The organism is Pseudomonas sp. GNP013 (assembly GCF_054343995.1).
Map to the genome: position 1 here is coordinate 3,381,381 of NZ_JBTGUT010000001.1, position 16,946 is coordinate 3,398,326.

A 16,946-nucleotide genomic window follows, 5' to 3' on the forward strand; every position below is an offset into this window, starting at 1 on the left:
TTAATGAACGGGCAATTCAACGCCGGCGAACAGCTCTTCCAGTTCCTGCTTGTTGTGGCACTGAATGGCCTTGGCCATGACTTCGCGGGTCAGGTGCGGCGCAAACTTCTCGATGAAGTCGCACATGAAACCGCGCAGGAAGGTGCCACGGCGGAAACCGATCTTGGTCACGCTGGACTCGAACAACTCGCTGGCATCAAGCACCACAAGGTCTTTGTCGAGCTGGGTGTCGACCGCCATTTTTGCCACGATCCCCACGCCCAGGCCAAGGCGCACGTAAGTTTTGATCACGTCGGCATCGGCGGCGGTGAAGACCACTTTCGGCGTCAGGCCGCGATGGCTGAACGCCTCGTCGAGCTTGGAGCGGCCGGTGAAGCCGAACACGTAAGTCACGATCGGGTATTCGGCCAGGGCCTCAAGGGTCAATTTCGGCAGCTTGGCCAACGGATGGCCCTGAGGCACTACCACGCAGCGGTTCCAGCGGTAGCACGGCATCATCACCAGGTCGCCGAACAGTTCCAGCGCCTCAGTGGCAATCGCGAAATCAACGGTCCCGTCCGCGGCCATCTCGGCGATCTGCATCGGCGAGCCCTGGTGCATGTGCAGCGCGACGTCCGGGTACTGCTTGATGAAGTCGCGGATCACCGGCGGCAAGGCATAGCGTGCCTGGGTATGGGTGGTGGCGATGGACAGCGTGCCCTTCTTCTCGTTGGAGAACTCCTGGGCGATCTGCTTGATGCTTTCGACTTTGCGCAGGATCTCGCCGGCAGTGGTGATAATGCGCTCACCGGCGGGAGTGACGCGGGTCAGGTGCTTGCCACTGCGTGCGAACACTTCCACGCCCAGCTCGTCTTCGAGCAGGCGGATCTGCTTGCTGATACCCGGTTGCGAGGTGTAAAGGCTTTGAGCGGTAGCGGAAACGTTGAGGTCGTGGTGCGCCACTTCCCAGATGTAGCGCAGTTGTTGGAGCTTCATATGTGTCCCTCAAAGCAGATAGACGCCACGGGTATCAGCGACGGTATATAACTATATTAAAGGTCAGACAGATAAATCTAGAACTTTTTATGTATTCCAGCGATCATATTTCTTCACTGCGTCGACGCCGCAGCGACGGCACCATGTAAACGGGAACCGTCGACAGCTGCAATACCCGCGTGGCGGTGCGACCCAAAGGCGTCGCCGCCGTCGTTGCATGGCTGTGACTGCCGAGGATAAGCAGGTCGACGGACAGTTTGCGCAACTGGTCGAGTATCACGTCGCAAGGATCGCCCTGGATCACCTTTACCGAGCGGATCACCTTCAGGTCCTGTTCCCCATCCCCCAACTCCTCGCGAAAACTGTCCTGCACGCGCTGTTCGATGGTCGCTATCACAGTGGTCAGCCCCTGGTTCTGCCATTCACTTAAAGCCTGCTCGTCAAGGTAGCTTTGCAGCACCGACTCGGCGAACAGCCCGATGGGCTCGACCACATGAATCACATACAAGTCAGCCTTGAACGTGCGCGCCAGTGCCAACGCATGTTGCATCACGTAAGGCGCATACAGGCCGAGGTCCGTGGCGTACAGCATCGAACGAATCATAGAACCCCCTGGGCTGCCAGGATGGCGAAGATTGACTCAGCTTAGCAGCGCCGCACAGAGTTCGGCCGACTCACACCTTGACCTCGTTGCTGATGCCGTGGGGCACGTGCCCGGTGGCCACCACCTCCCTGGCCTTCTCGCAATGACCGGCCTGGTCATCGAAAAACACATCGGCGGCAAACGCTTCGAGAAACGCGGCTTTTTCCAGGCCGCCGAGGAACAGCGACTCGTCCAGGCGGATGTCCCATTCACGCAGGGTGCGAATCACCCGCTCATGGGACGGCGCCGAACGCGCGGTGACCAGCGCAGTGCGGATCGGACAGGCTTCGTCAGGAAACTCGCGTTGCAATAAATTGAGTGCCGCCAGAAAGCCCTTGAACGGCCCGCCATGCAACGGCTGGCGCGCCGACTCGCGCTCATTGGCCTGGAACGCCGCCAACCCACCGCTCTGGTAAACCCGCTCGGACTCATCGGAAAACAGCACCGCGTCGCCGTCGAACGCGATGCGCAGCTCCTCGCTCATGGCCCGACGCGGGCCGCCGGACAGGATCGTCGCCGCAGCGAACCCGGCATCGAGGGCACTGCGCACATCTTCAGCATGGGTGGAAAGAAACAGATGGCAACCAAAGGCGGCCAGATAAGGATAGGGGCTACGCCCGCCTGCGAAAGCGGCGCGGGAAATATCCAGACCGTAATGCTGGATCGAGTTGAACACGCGCAGGCCGGTGTCGGCGCTGTTGCGCGACACCAGCACCACTTCAACCCGAGCCCGGCCCAGGCGGGCATTGAGGCTGAGCAACTTGTTCACCAGCGGGAAGGCATCGCCGGGTTCGAGGATTTCCTCCTCGTGCTCGATCTGGTACTTACGGTACGGCTCGACCCCTTCGGCGAGGTAGACCTTGTGGCTCTCGCTCAGGTCGAACAGTGCCCGCGATGAAATCGCCAGCACCAGTTTGTCGCCCAATCCCTTCGCCATCTGCTCTCCCCCCCAATCAGCGGTTATGCCGATCAATAAAACTCAAGGCCTGGTACAGCGCCTGCATGCGCGGCAGCTCGCAGCCGGCTGCCTTGGCGGCCGCCAGTGGCCGGGCGTAGATCGCCGCCAGTTCCAGCGGGCGCTTGTGCAGGTGGTCGTGATACATGCTGGGCAGGTAATCGTCCATGGTTTCGGTCATGGCGAACATCTGCCCGGCATAGCTGGCCGGGATATCGTGGCCGCAGGCATGCGCGCCCTTGATCACTTCGACCATCAGGGCCTGAATCAACTCGCGGCTGGACTCATCCGCCATCAGCGCCGTGGTCCCCGTGCCCAGCAACACCGAAAGACCATTGAACGGCACGTTCCACACCAGCTTGTGCCAACGCGCCAGGTGCACACTGGCCATGGCCTGGGACTCGATGCCTGCCTGATGGAACAGCGCCGCGCCCTCTTCCACGATCATTTGCTGAAGGGCCTCGTCGTTGGCGGCCGTACCGCTGTGATAGCCCAGATTGACCCGGCCCAATGCCTGATGCTCGATCACCCCGGGCGCGGAGCGGTACACGCCGATATAACACAGGCCGCCGAGCAGATGCAGTGAGGCCGGCAAATGTTCGCGCAGGCTGTCTTCCACATCCAGGCCGTTTTGCAGCAGCACCACCTTGGCACCCGGCGCGGCCACCTGGGCCAGCGTGGGCGCCAGTTCGACATTGCCGGTGGACTTGGTGCCCACCAGCAGCCAGTCGCACGGCGGCATGTCGGCGGCATTGGCGTAGGCCTGCACCGGATGCAGTTTCAATGCTCCATGGATGCTGCTGTTGACGTGCAGGCCACGGTCTCTGACGGCGGCGTATTCACTGCGCAACAGGAAGTGCACGTCGAATCCGGCGCGGGCCAGCATCAGGCCATAAAAACCGCCGATGGCACCGGTGCCGATAATGCCTATACGTGGCGACTGTGCTGTCATGGCAAATCCTCCGGAGTGCGACTGAGCGCTGTCGTGATGGCTTCGCTGATGTCGACGGGCGCAAGACGTGTATGAATCTGCCCAAGGAACTGACCCTCGCACACCACGAACAGCGCGGGCAAATGAAAGATCTGGTAGCGCTCGACCGCGCCGCCATTGTGCCCGGCATCGACCCAGCACAACCGCGCCACCGGCAGATTCCAGCCTGGCAACTGCTGGCGCGCCCAGCGACAACTGGAGCAGCCGTCGCCAGTGAATATCAGCAGCGATGCCCCCGGCAGCGCCAGCAATTGACGATCAATATCAAAATCGGACAGCTGCAACTCTTCCACGCGATCTCCTGTGGGGGCCTCAAGCAGGCCATACACTAGCAGGCCGGCCCGCGCGGCGCACAATTGCCCATTGTCGCGCAGCCCGGTTACGCGCTAAGGTTCCTCCCCCCTTGCATCCAAATCATGCTGTGCTCCGCCGCACGGGGATGGCTGGCGGCCGGCACCCGTGACCCTGACGAGTAACACGATGGCTGATTTACCGATCAACGACCTGAACGTCGAATCCAACGAGACCCTGATCACGCCCGATCAGCTCAAGCGCGAAATCCCCCTGAGCGACGCTGCCCTGCAGACCGTCACCAAGGGTCGCGAAGTCATCCGTGACATTCTCGACGGCACCGACCACCGCCTCTTCGTGGTGATCGGCCCCTGCTCGATCCACGACCTCAAGGCTGCCCACGAATACGCCGAGCGTCTCAAGGTACTGGCGGCGGAAGTGTCCGACACCCTGTACCTGGTCATGCGCGTGTATTTCGAGAAGCCGCGTACCACCGTCGGCTGGAAAGGCTTGATCAACGACCCGTACCTGGACGACTCGTTCAAGATCCAGGACGGCTTGCACATCGGTCGCAAGTTGCTGCTGGACCTGGCCGAAATGGGCCTGCCGACCGCGACCGAAGCGCTCGACCCGATCTCCCCGCAGTACCTGCAGGACCTGATCAGCTGGTCGGCCATTGGCGCGCGTACCACCGAATCCCAGACCCACCGGGAAATGGCGTCCGGCCTGTCCTCGGCCGTGGGCTTCAAGAACGGCACCGACGGCGGTCTGACCGTGGCGATCAACGCGCTGCAGTCGGTGTCCAGCCCGCACCGTTTCCTGGGCATCAACCAGGAAGGTGGCGTGTCCATCGTCACCACCAAGGGCAATGCCTACGGCCATGTGGTGCTGCGCGGCGGCAACGGCAAGCCCAACTATGATTCGGTCAGCGTTGCCCTGTGCGAGCAGGCGCTGAACAAGGCCAGCATCAAGCCGAACATCATGGTCGATTGCAGCCACGCCAACTCCAACAAGGACCCGGCCCTGCAACCATTGGTGATGGAGAACGTCGCCAACCAGATCCTCGAAGGCAATCAGTCGATCATCGGCCTGATGGTCGAAAGCCATCTGAACTGGGGTTGCCAGGCGATTCCAAAAAATCTGGCCGACCTGCAATACGGCGTGTCGATCACCGACGCCTGCATCGACTGGTCTGCCACCGAGACCACTCTGCGCAGCATGCATGCCAAGCTCAAGGATGTATTGCCCAAGCGCAAACGCACCTGAAGCTGAACTGCGCACACAAAAACGCCGGGGTTTACCCGGCGTTTTTTATGGCGGCTCGCTCAGAGCTTGGCGGCATGGCGCTGGTGACGCTCCATGTAGCGCTCCACATAGGAGCAAGACGGAATGACTGTATAGCCGGACTCTTCGGCGAACTTCAACGCCTCTTCGGTCAACGCCGCGGCGATGCCACGACCGCGCAGCGCGTTGGGCACGAAGGTGCGATAGATATCCAGGGTCTGCTTCCCGAGGTCCATGTAGGTCAGGTAGGCACGATGACCGTCCACATTGGTCTCGAACTGATGACCAGCCTGGTCATGGTGGATGGACAACGCCTCGCTCATCACTACTCCTCGCGGGTCTTTGATTCTGACCCCTACCTTACCGATGTTTTTCCGGCGAAGAAACATCTACGCCACCCCGTGCCGGTTTCGACAACGAGAAAACCTCTGGCGCTCACACCCTGCACGTGGAAATAGTAGGCACCAAACCTGCCATTGCTCAAGGTGCACTCGTCATTCCCTGCCATGGGCGGATATAGACTGGGCTTCGATACCTGTGACCGAAAGCCTGAACAACGCCGGCAGTTGAACCTTAAGACGAACTGCCGCTCTTAAAGTCACCTCTAGAGGCGTGAAAGATGCCGCCGGCGGTAAAGGCACACGGCACGAAAGTACCGAGCTGGATATATAAAATTTCATCTACATACACGGTTTGAAGCATGCGGGCCGGCCCTTTCAGGCTGGATCCAATGTTAGGCAGACTGTAAGGCAGCGGACGTTTGTTATACGAACCGCCATACGACCAGCCAGCACAGATTCCGCGCAAGAATTTTTTCTGCTTCTTGCGCAACGTCAGTTTACTTACTACAAGTAATGGGTAGTATGTACGCCGGCTATTAGCTCACTCTGAGACAATAGTCATTTAATAGAAAGTCCTTGAAGGGGAACACGATGAACAACGTTCTGAAATTCTCTGCTCTGGCTCTGGCCGCAGTTCTGGCTACCGGTTGCAGCAGCGTCTCCAAAGAAACCGAAGCTCGTCTGACTGCAACTGAAGACGCAGCAGCTCGCTCCCAGGCTCGTGCAGACGAAGCCTACCGTAAAGCTGATGAAGCGCTGGCTGCTGCTCAAAAAGCACAACAGACTGCTGACGAAGCTAACGAGCGCGCTCTGCGCATGCTTGAAAAAGCAAGCCGCAAGTAATAATCCTTCGGGGTTGTTATCAAGCCGATCCCTGTTTGGATCGGCTTTTTTATTGCCCGGATTTCCTGTGTAAGGTTCCGGACTTGCACCGGTCCCCTCCCACAGGTTTTTTTATTGCTGCAGATCGATCGGCGTACTCGACGCCATCGGCGCCCCACCCGGTACACCGATTTCAGTCGGCAGGCCATCCTCTGCGGCAACCACGTCACGCACCTGATCCCAGTTCACCCGCAACGTGTTGGCCAGGTCTTCGCGCTTGAGCAGGGCATTGATCACCGCCGTGTGCTTGTCGACCACCGATGGCGTGCCGTCGTCGTTCAGCGGCGTATGCGCCTCGAGATAGACCTTGCCGCCGCTGCTGCCGAACTTGTAGGCATCATTGATGATGCGCACTGAAGTGCCCACCGGCACCATGTCCGCCATTTCCAGCACATTGTTATTGAACATGCGGAAGCAACCGTGGCTGGTGCGGGTGCCGATGCCGAACTTCATGTTGGACCCGTGGATCAGGTAACCCGGTGTGCCGAGGGTGAACTTGAACGGCCCCAAAGGGTTGTCCGGCCCCGCAGGCACCACGTTGGGCAACGGATCACCGTTGGCGGCGTGCTCGGCCTTGATCGACGCGGGCGGCGTCCAGGTCGGGTTCGGCGTCTTGGCGATGATGCTGGTGTGAGCAATCGGTGAGCCCCAGCCTTCACGTCCAATCCCCAGCGGGAAGGTGTAGACCACGTTCTGGCCCTTGGGGAAATAGTAGAGACGGTACTCAGCCAGGTTGATCACAATGCCTTCGCGCGGGCCCGGCGGCAGGATGAAGCGGGTCGGCAGCACGATTTCGGTGCCCGCTCCCGGCAACCACGCATCCACCCCCGGGTTGGCGGCGACCATCTCCGAGTAACCCAGGTCGTAGGTGGTGCCCAGGTCGGCGAAGGTGTCTTCATACTTGGCCTTGATCACCTGGACCTGGCCGACAATGTCTTCGCCCGGCGGCGGCAAGGGCAACTGCAACGCCGCTGCGGAACCGGCCGCGCAGAGGGCAGCAAGAGACAGGCAGCAGGTGACGACGGAGAGGCGCGACAACATCCGGAAAATCCTTCGCAGAACGACGGGGAGGTAAAGTTCGATTGTATACGTGAAGCGGGCGCCTAGCTGCAAGCCTGTGGCAGCGCCTACAACTCAAAACGCAGCTCGGGCCAGATCGGCGGCGTGCCGCGCTTCTGCGATTCGAGGATCGCCCGGCACAAGGGGCACAGGCGCTGGTCCTGGAAAACCATCCGATCCACCGCCGACCAGCGCGGCTGGGCAGGCAGCAGCGTGCCGCACAGCGTGCGATCGATCGAGCCGCCCAGTTCCAGTTGACGCGCCACCAGATGCACCCGCACTTCCTGGCAGGCGAACAGGTCCAACTGCTCGTCCGGCTCGATCAGTTGGTAATTAAACAGGGACCAGGCAGGACGCGACATCGGGGGCTCCAGATCGGGGGGGCGCCACCTTAGCCGAAAGCCTGCCGGTAGAAAAGCGTCAAAGCAGCGGTTTTAGCGTCGGCCAGACATTTTCCAGCAACTTGCCCTGGGCGCCGACCGCCGGGTGCAGTTGGTCCGCCTGCATCAGCTCGGGATGCCCGCCCACGCCTTCAAGGAAAAACGGCACCAGCGGGATGTCTTTTTCCTTGGCCAGCGTGCCATAGACTTCGGCAAACGCCGTGGTGTATCGCGGGCCGTAATTGGGCGGCAACTGCATGCCCAGCAGCAGCACTTTCGCACCGCCGGCCCTGGACTGGTCAATCATCGACGCAAGATTTTGTTTCAATTGCGCTGGCGGCTGCCCGCGCAGGCCATCGTTGCCACCAAGCTCGATCACCACCACGTCCGGCTTATGCTCTGCAAGCGCCGCCGGCAGCCGCGCCAGGCCTCCGGCACTGGTGTCGCCACTGATCGAGGCGTTGACCACTTTATCGTCGAAACCCTCCTGCTTGAGCCGCTGCTCGAGCAGGGCCACCCACCCTTTGCGGGTATCCAGCCCGAAACCGGCACTGATACTATCGCCAACGATCAGGACTGTACCCGCCGCTGCGTTCTGGGCCATGCACATCAAGGCCAGGCCAGCACTCAAAAACCACATTCGCATCGGATTCTCCATGGGCGCAAGCATTCTCACCGCGCGGAACCTCAGCAAAGTGGTTCCCAGCGCGGAAGGTGATCTGACTATCCTGCACGAACTGAGCCTGGAACTGAACAAGGGCGATAGCCTGGCTATCGTCGGCAGCTCCGGTTCCGGCAAATCCACCCTGCTCGGTCTGCTGGCCGGCCTCGACCTGCCCAGCAGTGGCGAAGTCACCCTCGCCGGGCAAGCCCTGAGCACACTCGACGAAGACCAGCGCGCGCGCATCCGCGCCGAGCACGTGGGCTTCGTATTCCAGTCATTCCAATTGCTCGACAGCCTCAATGCGCTGGAAAACGTCATGCTGCCGCTGGAGCTGGACGGCCGCAAGGACGCCCGCGAGCGCGCCAGGCATTTGCTCGAGCGGGTCGGCCTGGGCCAGCGACTGACTCACTCGCCGCGCCAGTTGTCCGGTGGCGAGCAGCAACGCGTGGCGATTGCCCGCGCATTCGCCGCCGAACCAGACGTGCTGTTTGCCGACGAGCCCACCGGCAACCTCGACAGCCACACCGGCGAGCGCATCAGCGACCTGCTGTTCGAACTCAATAAAGAGAGCGGCACGACCCTGGTGCTGGTCACCCATGACGAACGCCTGGCGCACCGTTGCCGGCGCCTGATCCGCCTTGAAGCCGGCCTGATGGTCGCGCCCCTGGAGCCTTGATGGCACGTTTGCCGCTGTTGCGTCTGTTCAGCCTTGCCATGCGTCAATTACTGCGCGATGCCCGCGCCGGTGAATTGCGCGTGTTGTTCTTCGCCCTGCTGGTGGCCGTGGCGGCGAGTACCGCCATCGGCTACTTCGGCGCACGCCTGAATGGCGCGATGCTGCTGCGTGCCACCGAGTTCCTCGGCGCCGATCTGGTGCTAGAGGGCAGCTCACCCGCCCGCGAGGAGCAAATCCGTTCCGGCACCGAGCTGGGCCTGGATCACGCGCGAATCGTGGAGTTCTCCAGCGTCATCGCCACCGACAACGGTATCCAGCTCTCCAGCATCAAGGCGGTCAACGAGCAGTACCCGTTGCGCGGCCAACTCAAAAGCGCTGCGGTGCCCTTCGGTGATGAAACCTCCGGCGGCGAACCGAAGCCTGGTGAAGCCTGGGTGGAGGCGCGACTGCTGACCGCGCTGGACCTGAAAGTAGGCGACAGCATCGACGTGGGCATGAAAACCCTGCGCCTGAGCCGCATCCTGACCTACGAGCCGGACCGCGCCGGCAATTTCTACAGCCTCACGCCGCGAGTCATGATCAACCTGGCCGATCTGGACGCCACGGGCGTGGTGCAGCCCGGCAGCCGCGTGAGCTACCGCGAACTGTGGCGCGCATCGCAAGGTAGCACGGCGCTGCAAACCTACCGCGACCTGATCAAGCCGGGCCTTGCGGCCAACCAGCGCCTGCAGGATTCACGGGACGGTAACCAGCAGATCGGCGGCGCCCTGGGCAAGGCCGAGCGCTACCTGAACATGGCCAGCCTGGTCGCGGTACTGCTGGCAGGCGTGGCGGTGGCGCTGTCGGCCAACCGCTTTGCCAGTCGCCGTTTCGATGCCAGCGCGCTGCTGCGCTGTCTCGGGCTGTCACGTCGCGAAGCGATGTTGCTGTTCAGCCTGCAACTGAGCGTACTGGGCCTATTGGCCAGCCTGACCGGCGCCTTGCTGGGCTGGTTGGCGCAGTTTGGCCTGTTCTACTTCCTGCACGACCTGCTGCCGGCCGATGTGCCGCCCGGCGGGCTGCTGCCGGCCGTGGCCGGTATCGGCACCGGGCTGGTCGCCCTCGCCGGCTTCGCCCTGCCTCCCCTGGCGGCGCTGGGCCGCGTGCCACCGCTGCGGGTATTGCGGCGCGACCTGCTGCCGATTCCTTCCAGCACCTGGATGGTGTACGGCGCCGCCCTGTTTGCCCTTGGCCTGATCATGTGGCGCCTGAGCCTGGACCTGGTACTCACCTTCGCCCTGCTCGGCGGCGGTGTCGTCGCTGCGCTGATCCTCGGCGGTCTGCTCCTGCTGTTACTGCAAAGCCTGCGTCGCCTGCTGGCCCGCGCCTCCCTGCCCTGGCGCCTGGGCCTGGGCCAATTGTTGCGCCACCCGCTGGCGGCGGCGGGCCAGTCGCTGGCGTTCGGGTTGATCCTGCTGTCCATGGGTTTGATCGCCCTGTTGCGCGGCGAACTGCTCGACACCTGGCAAAACCAGTTGCCCAAGGACGCGCCCAATTATTTTGCGTTGAACATTCTGCCCGCCGACAAGGACGCCTTCAGCGCCCGCCTCATGGAGGTGCAGGCGCACTCGGCGCCACTGTATCCGGTGGTGCCCGGCCGCTTGATCAGCATCAATGGCGAGGCAGTGCAGGATATTGTCAGCAAGGATTCCAGTGGCGACCGCGCCGTGCAGCGTGACCTTAGTCTGACCTGGGCTGCCGACCTCCCGCCGGGCAATGCCCTGACGGCAGGCGCCTGGTGGTCGTCGCAACCCACGGATGAAGTGCCGGGGGTATCGGTGGAAGCCAAAGTCGCTGAAAGCCTGAAGCTCAAGCTCGATGACCATCTGGTGTTTACCATTGCCGGGGAAAACCGTGAAGCGCGGGTTACCAGCCTGCGCACCATCAACTGGGATAATTTCCAGCCCAACTTCTTCATGATTTTCCAGCCTGGCACGCTGAAGGACCTGCCTGCTACCTACCTGACCAGCTTCTACCTGGCGCCCGGCCACGACCAGCAGGTCGTCGACCTGTCGCGGGCCTTCCCGGCCGTCTCTATCCTGCAGGTCGAAGCCCTGCTGGAACAGCTGCGCAGCATCCTCGCCCAGGTCACCCTGGCCGTCGAATACGTATTGCTGTTTGTGTTGGCGGCGGGAATGGCCGTGCTGTTTTCCGGCTTGCAGGCCACCCTCGATGAGCGAATTCGCCAGGGGGCGTTGCTGCGTGCGCTGGGGGCGGAACGCAGGTTGCTGGTGAAGGCGCGGCGCATCGAGTTCGGTTTGCTGGGGGCGGTCAGCGGGGTGCTGGCAGCGTTGGGCACCGAACTGGTTACCTGGGTGCTGTATCGCTACGCTTTTGACCTGGCCTGGCAACCGCACCCATGGTTGTTGCTGCTGCCGGTGATTGGCGCGGTTCTGATCGGCGGCGCCGGCGTATTCGGTACCCGCCGGGCGCTGAACGCCAGCCCGTTGACGGTATTGCGCGAAGGCTGAAACTCAATGGCCCGCCGTCAGGACAGACGGCGGGCCATGCATGCCTACTTCACGTATTCAATAGCGGTAATCCACCAGCAGACTTCGCCGCCCGGGGTTTGCACTATAGCCTCGTCATCGACTTGCTTGCGCAACAATGCACGGGCCATGGGGGAGTCGATGGAGATATAGTCCATCCGCTCATAAATCTCGTCATAGCCCACGATACGAAAGCGCTTGGTCTCGCCCTGCTCGTTCTCGATATCGACCCACGCGCCGAAAAATACCCGCCCTTCCTGTTCAGGCATGTACTCGACCACGCGCATGTCTTCCAGACGTTTGCGCAAATAGCGCACGCGTCGGTCAATCTCACGCAGCAGTTTCTTGTTGTACTGGTAATCCGCGTTCTCGCTGCGATCCCCCAGGGAAGCAGCCCAGGTCACCTTGCGCGTGGTGTCCGGGCGCTTTTCCCGCCAGAGGTAATCCAGCTCTTTCTTCAGCGCTTCGTGGCCTTCTTTGGTAATCAGCTTGGTGCTCAAACCCTTGCATCCCCAGGCAATGTCCAATGGTGCCGATATGCCCCAGCTTCATGCCCTGGCATCGACCGGCAAGGGCAGATGATAAATGAACCGTGGAAAACACGTGAGGGAACATCCTGACCCCGGGCTAGCTCTCCAGTGACCGGTCCAGCTCAAGGAGCACATCCTGCAGGTGCTGTCGCATGTCCGACACCTGTGCTGTCGCCTGCGAGAGTCGTCCGGCCTTCTGGTCGACCTGCAGATTTCGCTGGTGCAATTGCGTTTCGCGCTGCTCCAGGTCAAGGCTTTTTTCATCATGGGCGGCCTGCGCCTGCTGCAATCGAGCTTCCCACTGCTCAAGCATCTGTTCTCGTTCGACAACTGCAAGCTGCTTTTGCGCCAACTCCTGAGCGACCTTGGCCAGATTGGTCAGCGTATTGTCCACTTCAACCAGCGTGGCGTGTTCCGTCTGTGCCGCAGGGTGGCGCGATGCCGACTCATCTGGCTCAAATTGAGTGACCGCTGTGGGCTCAACCCGGGTCGGAACTTTCGCCACTGCGAGTGGAGCCTGCAACGACGCGTTAACAGCCGGCTCGCTCACCTGCTCTGCTGCTTGCCTTGACGGCTTGGAGATTCTGGGAGGCGAGACCATTTGCGACGAGAAGCGAATGGACGGCACGATCAACGTAGCACTTTCGATCGCCGGCAACACGGGTGCAGAGATGCCCAAGGTAATGACCTTCATCACCAGAGCCTTCTTGATGATCATCGAGTGATGATCCTCGGGCCTGGCGGGAGGCAACTTGCAACCTTTCATATCAATGAAATGATACGGGACCGCAGCCTCGGCAGAGCTCGTCCTGCTAGAGGAAGCCGCTGCCGCCATCAGAATTTGTTTGAACGCCTGCATAGCCACTTGCAGGTCTTCACTGGACTCGACGCCACTCAGAAAGTGACGATCGGCTTTTTTACGTAAAGCTGCGATATAGACTCTGGAATTACCGGGTTCCACTTCCTCATCCAGGCTATAGACCAGAAAGTTGGATTGGATCTGCGCCACGGCAAATCCACACAGGAGCGCACCGTTGACCGGAGCTCCCTGATCGCCATGTTCAAGAACAAGCGTACGTAACAGCATCATGATAATCAGGCCTCACTGAAAAAGAGCAAACCTTATATAAATAAAACACCAGACAGACATCCGGCCATTGACAAGCCAACGTCAATTTATTGTTTCAGTTAGCCAGGCAGCCGAGCGTAGGACTTATCTTATTGATCCACCCCTACGTTCCCAAGCATCAGGTTTAAACGTACCCTTTTTCAGGCGCTGAACGATGCCTGCACGGCATTACCTACATTAGGTTCTGTAAAAATACTCGGTAAGAAAATGCTCGAGATAGACGGTATTACAAAGTACTTGGGCAAAAGAAAACTTATCCATAATCTCTCGTTTTCCGCTCAACGCCAGGAATGCATTGGCCTGTTCGGGAGCAGCGGTGCGGGAAAGACGACACTGTTGAATTTGATCGCCGGCTTATCGAATCTGTCGGGCGGACGAATCAGCGTTGCAGGTTTCAATACTCAAACCCACCCGTATCAAGCTCAGGAAGCCCTCGGCTATCAACTCCAGGGTGGCCTCAATCATCACCGTATGTCAGTCAAAAGCGTCCTCAACTTCATTGCTGCCCTTCGAGGGTTCAGCGGCTCCGAAAAGCGCGAGCGGATAAATAATACCGCCACGCGCCTGGAATTATTCCCGGTGATGGACGCTCCCCTGGCCGTACTGTCCACGCAATGGAAGCGCAAGGTCGCAATCGCCCAGGCCATCCTGCACACACCTCGCCTTTTGCTGCTGGACGAGCCGACTGAGGGCATGTCACCAGACCAACTGCTCCCATTCAAAATGCTCATCAAATCCTTGAGCGACGAGATGACCATCATCATTGCCTCTCGCCGCTGCGACGAACTGTCCACCCTCTGCGCGCGCGCGCTGGTTATGGCAGACGGCCAACTGGTGGCTGACACGCCGCTGCCCGAGTTGCAGCGCAACTCCCGGCATCACCATGCGGTAACCCTGGCTGCGCAAGCACCGCTGGATTTACTGGCGCTCGCCGTTTTACCCGGTGTTGCGGGCATCGAAGAGGACCTCCATGCGCCCGGTACGGTGACCGTTCTCGCCCTGCCGGGGCAAACCATTTATCCCCATATCAACGCCCTCATTGTCAGCCGCGGCTGGAATATAACCTCGCTAAGCCTGGAGCAGGGTCGCCTGAATGATGTCATTCACAACCTTAGTCAGGAGGTGCGTCCTTGAAACGGCTTCCGGTTATTTTTACGCATCAGCTCACCCGGTATGCGTGCTCGCCCAGCACTTACCTGAGTGCAGCGGTTTTTTTGGTGCTGTGCGCGGGACTGGGGTTGCAGTTGGGTCAGTGGCTTGAGCGGGACAGCAGCGACTTGCAGGCTTTTTTCCAGTTTCATCCCTGGCTGTACCTGCTGCTGATTCCAGCGTTATCGATCCAGCTATGGTCGGATGAGCACGACGTGGGCTTTCGCACGCTGATAAAAACCCTGCCCATTACCCCATTCGAGTGTGTGTTCGGCAAATTCCTGGCCGCCTGGCTCGTCTGCGCGATTGTTCTGATGCTGATGCTGCCCATCGTGCTCATCGCCAATCACCTGGGCGAGGCGGACAACAGCGTTATCCGCTCACAATTTCTGTCGAGCTGGTTACTGGCCGGAAGTTATTTATCCGCAGCGTGTTTCATCTGTACGTTGATCCGCCAACAGGTCGTTATTTTCCTGTTAACCATAGGCTTACTGCTCACTGTCAGCGGACTGTATTCGGTCATTGAGGCGCTTGACCATCAAATGCCGATTTGGGTCATTGACAGTTTAATCTCCCTAGATCCGCTCTCACGCTTTGACACTATTGATAATGGGAAACTGACACTGAGTGACAGTTTATTCTTCATTAGCATGATCCTTGCCTTTCTATCGGCATCTACGGTCACGCTCAATTATAAAAGCCGTTGAGAAGCGAAATACCGTATGCGATCCGCTCTTCTTCCGGGTATGACACTAATCGTCATATCATTGCTGTTCCTGGCATTTAACCTGGTGTGGATCAAACACATCCCCGACATCCGCTGGGACGCCTCTCAACAAAAAGTCCACACCTTATCGCTACCCGCACGGCAGTTACTCGCCACACTGGAAAGCCCGCTCGACCTGTATTATTTCAACTCAAGAAATGACCCGAGAAGAAGCCAGGTATTGAACCGTTATGGCGAGCGTGTGGAGGACCTGCTCAAGCAGTACGAAAAGGCGGCGAAAGGCATGCTCAACCTGCACATCATTGACCCGGCGCCCTATTCGGAAGACGCCTACAAAGCCGCGCTGTACGGCCTTGACGACCAACACGGTTTTCTCGGCCTCATAGGCGCCCGCGCAGGCATCGGCACTCAGCGTATCAGTGCATTCAACCCTGATCATGAAGCATTGCTTGAATATGAAATCGGCCATTTGATCCACACATTGACGCGTTCCGAGCCGCCGACCGTTGGTGTGCTGTCAGGGTTTAAACTTCAAACCGCTGCCGGACAGTTGCTGGAGCAGATGCAAAAGCATTTCAAGCTGGTGGAGTTGTCGCCGACTACCGGCCAGATTCCCTCCTCCGTCGAGACGATGATGGTGGTGCACCCCCGTTTGCTGCCCGAGCGCGCGCTCTACGCGATTGAACAATTTGTCCTGCGGGGCGGCAAGCTGATGATTTTTGTCGATCCGTTGAGCGAGACGACACCGAGCCCGGCACCGGCAGATTCCGCACTGGACGGAATCCTTGCGGCCTGGGGCCTCCAGATGCCGAGCGAGCAGATGCTGATCGATAACGTGTTTGCCTCGTCCACCTTGTCAGGCCCGGGAACAACCACGGTACAACAGGCCGCCCGCTTGAACGTGCTCCGCCAGGGCATGAACACCCATGACATAAGCAGCTGGAATCTCAGCTCAGTGACGGTGTCGAGCAGCGGCGCACTGTCCCTTATCCGCAAAAGCCATACGACGTTGACACCGCTGCTGCAGAGCTCCAGGCGCTCAATAATGCTGGATACCAGGCGCTTCGCTGCAACGCTTGCGCTGGAATCACTCAATGACGCGAATGCCCCCATGCAGTCCCATGTGATCGCTGCCCGCATCGAAGGGCCCGCCTACTCGGCATTCCCCGACGGCATCAAGGGCCTGCCCGCGGGCCTGCAGGACGCGACGCGGATCCAGGTCACAGTGATCGCGGACACCGATATGCTTACAGATACCGTCGTCAGCTCAACCGGCAACAGCAACGTGCGGTTTGTCTTGAATACGCTGGACAACCTGGCTGCACCCGCTGCACTTGCGAACATTCGCCCCCGCGCAATGAACAGCCCGACGCCACATCTGCTGGAGCAAATGCGTGAGGTCGCCGCACAAAGCTATTCCCGGAATGCCGGCGAACTCGAGCGAAGGTTCGCGCGCACGGAGCAGGCATGGCAACAGCTGAGTCCGCGCAACACGGGTGTTGTCACCCAAGCGGTGGACACCAGTGTCCAACTGCAGGCACTCAATAAAGAACGCCTGCGCCTGCCCATTGAAATGCACGCTTTGAAAGTCGAGGCCTACGCGAAGGTCCTGCGATTGAAGCGAGAGTTGGTATTGCTCATGGTCCTGGCGATACCGTTGCCGCTATGCCTGATTGCCTGGGTACTCGCGCTGCGCCAGCGCCGACGCCGTTCAGCGCACGCGGCCGCCGCTTACTGATCAG

Annotated in this window: 18 protein-coding genes; 7 read left to right on the top strand and 11 right to left on the bottom strand. The window is 60.1% G+C overall.

Features of this window, described 5'->3' with window-relative positions; translation table 11 throughout:
- From cysB to ACXX81_RS14700, 5 genes are all read right to left on the bottom strand, one after another.
- The gene (cysB, locus tag ACXX81_RS14680) at positions 1 to 975 is read right to left on the bottom strand and encodes an HTH-type transcriptional regulator CysB (RefSeq protein WP_209980485.1); all 975 of its coding nucleotides are present in this window, start codon (positions 973 to 975) and stop codon (positions 1 to 3) included.
- Positions 976 to 1,078: 103 nt separating this feature from the next.
- On the bottom strand, positions 1,079 to 1,579 hold the full coding sequence (locus ACXX81_RS14685; protein ID WP_209980483.1) for a universal stress protein: 501 nt from the start codon (positions 1,577 to 1,579) through the stop codon (positions 1,079 to 1,081).
- A gap of 70 nt (positions 1,580 to 1,649) precedes the next feature.
- Positions 1,650 to 2,555, bottom strand: coding sequence for a 5'-nucleotidase (locus ACXX81_RS14690; RefSeq protein WP_209980481.1), 906 nt, complete (start codon positions 2,553 to 2,555; stop codon positions 1,650 to 1,652).
- A gap of 16 nt (positions 2,556 to 2,571) precedes the next feature.
- Positions 2,572 to 3,525: a putative 2-dehydropantoate 2-reductase gene (locus ACXX81_RS14695; protein ID WP_231423105.1), complete on the bottom strand. Its 954-nt coding sequence runs from the start codon at positions 3,523 to 3,525 to the stop codon at positions 2,572 to 2,574.
- The gene (locus ACXX81_RS14700; protein WP_231423106.1) at positions 3,522 to 3,857 is read right to left on the bottom strand and encodes a YbbN family protein; all 336 of its coding nucleotides are present in this window, start codon (positions 3,855 to 3,857) and stop codon (positions 3,522 to 3,524) included. Before ACXX81_RS14700 ends, ACXX81_RS14695 begins: the two co-directional genes overlap by 4 nt.
- A gap of 187 nt (positions 3,858 to 4,044) precedes the next feature.
- Between ACXX81_RS14700 and ACXX81_RS14705 the strand changes: the two genes are divergently transcribed.
- The gene (locus ACXX81_RS14705) at positions 4,045 to 5,121 is read left to right on the top strand and encodes a 3-deoxy-7-phosphoheptulonate synthase (RefSeq protein ID WP_231423107.1); all 1,077 of its coding nucleotides are present in this window, start codon (positions 4,045 to 4,047) and stop codon (positions 5,119 to 5,121) included.
- A 59-nt stretch (positions 5,122 to 5,180) separates the two neighbouring features.
- Here ACXX81_RS14705 and ACXX81_RS14710 read toward each other — a convergent pair whose 3' ends face one another.
- Positions 5,181 to 5,462 (bottom strand): GNAT family N-acetyltransferase, encoded by a 282-nt coding sequence (locus ACXX81_RS14710; protein WP_003233387.1) that lies wholly within the window; start codon positions 5,460 to 5,462, stop codon positions 5,181 to 5,183.
- A 609-nt stretch (positions 5,463 to 6,071) separates the two neighbouring features.
- On the opposite strand from ACXX81_RS14710, the gene oprI reads away from it, so the two are divergent.
- Positions 6,072 to 6,323, top strand: coding sequence for an outer membrane lipoprotei OprI (gene oprI, locus ACXX81_RS14715; RefSeq protein ID WP_003172710.1), 252 nt, complete (start codon positions 6,072 to 6,074; stop codon positions 6,321 to 6,323).
- A gap of 111 nt (positions 6,324 to 6,434) precedes the next feature.
- Here the strand turns inward: oprI and ACXX81_RS14720 are convergent, their stop codons facing one another.
- The 3 genes from ACXX81_RS14720 to ACXX81_RS14730 form a co-directional block, all read right to left on the bottom strand.
- Entirely contained in the window at positions 6,435 to 7,403 is a 969-nt protein-coding gene (locus tag ACXX81_RS14720; protein ID WP_231423108.1) for a L,D-transpeptidase family protein, read from the bottom strand.
- An 86-nt stretch (positions 7,404 to 7,489) separates the two neighbouring features.
- Entirely contained in the window at positions 7,490 to 7,783 is a 294-nt protein-coding gene (locus ACXX81_RS14725) for a hypothetical protein (RefSeq protein WP_209980471.1), read from the bottom strand.
- Positions 7,784 to 7,841: 58 nt separating this feature from the next.
- Positions 7,842 to 8,447 carry an arylesterase gene (locus tag ACXX81_RS14730; RefSeq protein WP_209980468.1) on the bottom strand — a complete coding sequence of 202 codons (606 nt, stop codon included), beginning with the start codon at positions 8,445 to 8,447 and terminating at the stop codon, positions 7,842 to 7,844.
- A gap of 10 nt (positions 8,448 to 8,457) precedes the next feature.
- On the opposite strand from ACXX81_RS14730, the gene ACXX81_RS14735 reads away from it, so the two are divergent.
- Positions 8,458 to 9,141 (top strand): ABC transporter ATP-binding protein, encoded by a 684-nt coding sequence (locus ACXX81_RS14735; RefSeq protein ID WP_003233397.1) that lies wholly within the window; start codon positions 8,458 to 8,460, stop codon positions 9,139 to 9,141.
- The gene (locus ACXX81_RS14740) at positions 9,141 to 11,651 is read left to right on the top strand and encodes an ABC transporter permease (RefSeq protein WP_458571944.1); all 2,511 of its coding nucleotides are present in this window, start codon (positions 9,141 to 9,143) and stop codon (positions 11,649 to 11,651) included. The genes ACXX81_RS14735 and ACXX81_RS14740 overlap by 1 nt, the downstream gene beginning before the upstream one ends.
- A gap of 44 nt (positions 11,652 to 11,695) precedes the next feature.
- Here the strand turns inward: ACXX81_RS14740 and greB are convergent, their stop codons facing one another.
- Complete coding sequence (gene greB / locus ACXX81_RS14745) at positions 11,696 to 12,169, bottom strand: transcription elongation factor GreB (protein WP_209980463.1); 474 nt, start codon at positions 12,167 to 12,169, stop codon at positions 11,696 to 11,698.
- 127 nt (positions 12,170 to 12,296) lie between these two features.
- Positions 12,297 to 13,289: a hypothetical protein gene (locus tag ACXX81_RS14750; protein ID WP_458571945.1), complete on the bottom strand. Its 993-nt coding sequence runs from the start codon at positions 13,287 to 13,289 to the stop codon at positions 12,297 to 12,299.
- 246 nt (positions 13,290 to 13,535) lie between these two features.
- On the opposite strand from ACXX81_RS14750, the gene ACXX81_RS14755 reads away from it, so the two are divergent.
- From ACXX81_RS14755 to ACXX81_RS14765, 3 genes are read left to right on the top strand one after another with little or no spacing between them, the layout of a single operon-like run.
- Complete coding sequence (locus tag ACXX81_RS14755; protein ID WP_209980459.1) at positions 13,536 to 14,462, top strand: ABC transporter ATP-binding protein; 927 nt, start codon at positions 13,536 to 13,538, stop codon at positions 14,460 to 14,462.
- Positions 14,459 to 15,184, top strand: coding sequence for an ABC transporter permease (locus ACXX81_RS14760; protein ID WP_458571946.1), 726 nt, complete (start codon positions 14,459 to 14,461; stop codon positions 15,182 to 15,184). The genes ACXX81_RS14755 and ACXX81_RS14760 overlap by 4 nt, the downstream gene beginning before the upstream one ends.
- A 15-nt stretch (positions 15,185 to 15,199) precedes the next feature.
- Complete coding sequence (locus ACXX81_RS14765; RefSeq protein ID WP_458571947.1) at positions 15,200 to 16,942, top strand: Gldg family protein; 1,743 nt, start codon at positions 15,200 to 15,202, stop codon at positions 16,940 to 16,942.
- The last annotated feature ends 4 nt before the right edge of the window (positions 16,943 to 16,946 follow it).

Coding starts and splice junctions, on each gene's coding strand:
- cysB (WP_209980485.1), bottom strand. CDS start 975: ATGAAGCTCCAACAACTGCGCTACATCTGGGAAGTGGCGCACCACGAC.
- ACXX81_RS14685 (WP_209980483.1), bottom strand. CDS start 1,579: ATGATTCGTTCGATGCTGTACGCCACGGACCTCGGCCTGTATGCGCCT.
- ACXX81_RS14690 (WP_209980481.1), bottom strand. CDS start 2,555: ATGGCGAAGGGATTGGGCGACAAACTGGTGCTGGCGATTTCATCGCGG.
- ACXX81_RS14695 (WP_231423105.1), bottom strand. CDS start 3,525: ATGACAGCACAGTCGCCACGTATAGGCATTATCGGCACCGGTGCCATC.
- ACXX81_RS14705 (WP_231423107.1), top strand. CDS start 4,045: ATGGCTGATTTACCGATCAACGACCTGAACGTCGAATCCAACGAGACC.
- ACXX81_RS14710 (WP_003233387.1), bottom strand. CDS start 5,462: ATGAGCGAGGCGTTGTCCATCCACCATGACCAGGCTGGTCATCAGTTC.
- oprI (WP_003172710.1), top strand. CDS start 6,072: ATGAACAACGTTCTGAAATTCTCTGCTCTGGCTCTGGCCGCAGTTCTG.
- ACXX81_RS14720 (WP_231423108.1), bottom strand. CDS start 7,403: ATGTTGTCGCGCCTCTCCGTCGTCACCTGCTGCCTGTCTCTTGCTGCC.
- ACXX81_RS14725 (WP_209980471.1), bottom strand. CDS start 7,783: ATGTCGCGTCCTGCCTGGTCCCTGTTTAATTACCAACTGATCGAGCCG.
- ACXX81_RS14730 (WP_209980468.1), bottom strand. CDS start 8,447: ATGCGAATGTGGTTTTTGAGTGCTGGCCTGGCCTTGATGTGCATGGCC.
- ACXX81_RS14735 (WP_003233397.1), top strand. CDS start 8,458: ATGGGCGCAAGCATTCTCACCGCGCGGAACCTCAGCAAAGTGGTTCCC.
- ACXX81_RS14740 (WP_458571944.1), top strand. CDS start 9,141: ATGGCACGTTTGCCGCTGTTGCGTCTGTTCAGCCTTGCCATGCGTCAA.
- ACXX81_RS14750 (WP_458571945.1), bottom strand. CDS start 13,289: ATGATGCTGTTACGTACGCTTGTTCTTGAACATGGCGATCAGGGAGCT.
- ACXX81_RS14755 (WP_209980459.1), top strand. CDS start 13,536: ATGCTCGAGATAGACGGTATTACAAAGTACTTGGGCAAAAGAAAACTT.
- ACXX81_RS14765 (WP_458571947.1), top strand. CDS start 15,200: ATGCGATCCGCTCTTCTTCCGGGTATGACACTAATCGTCATATCATTG.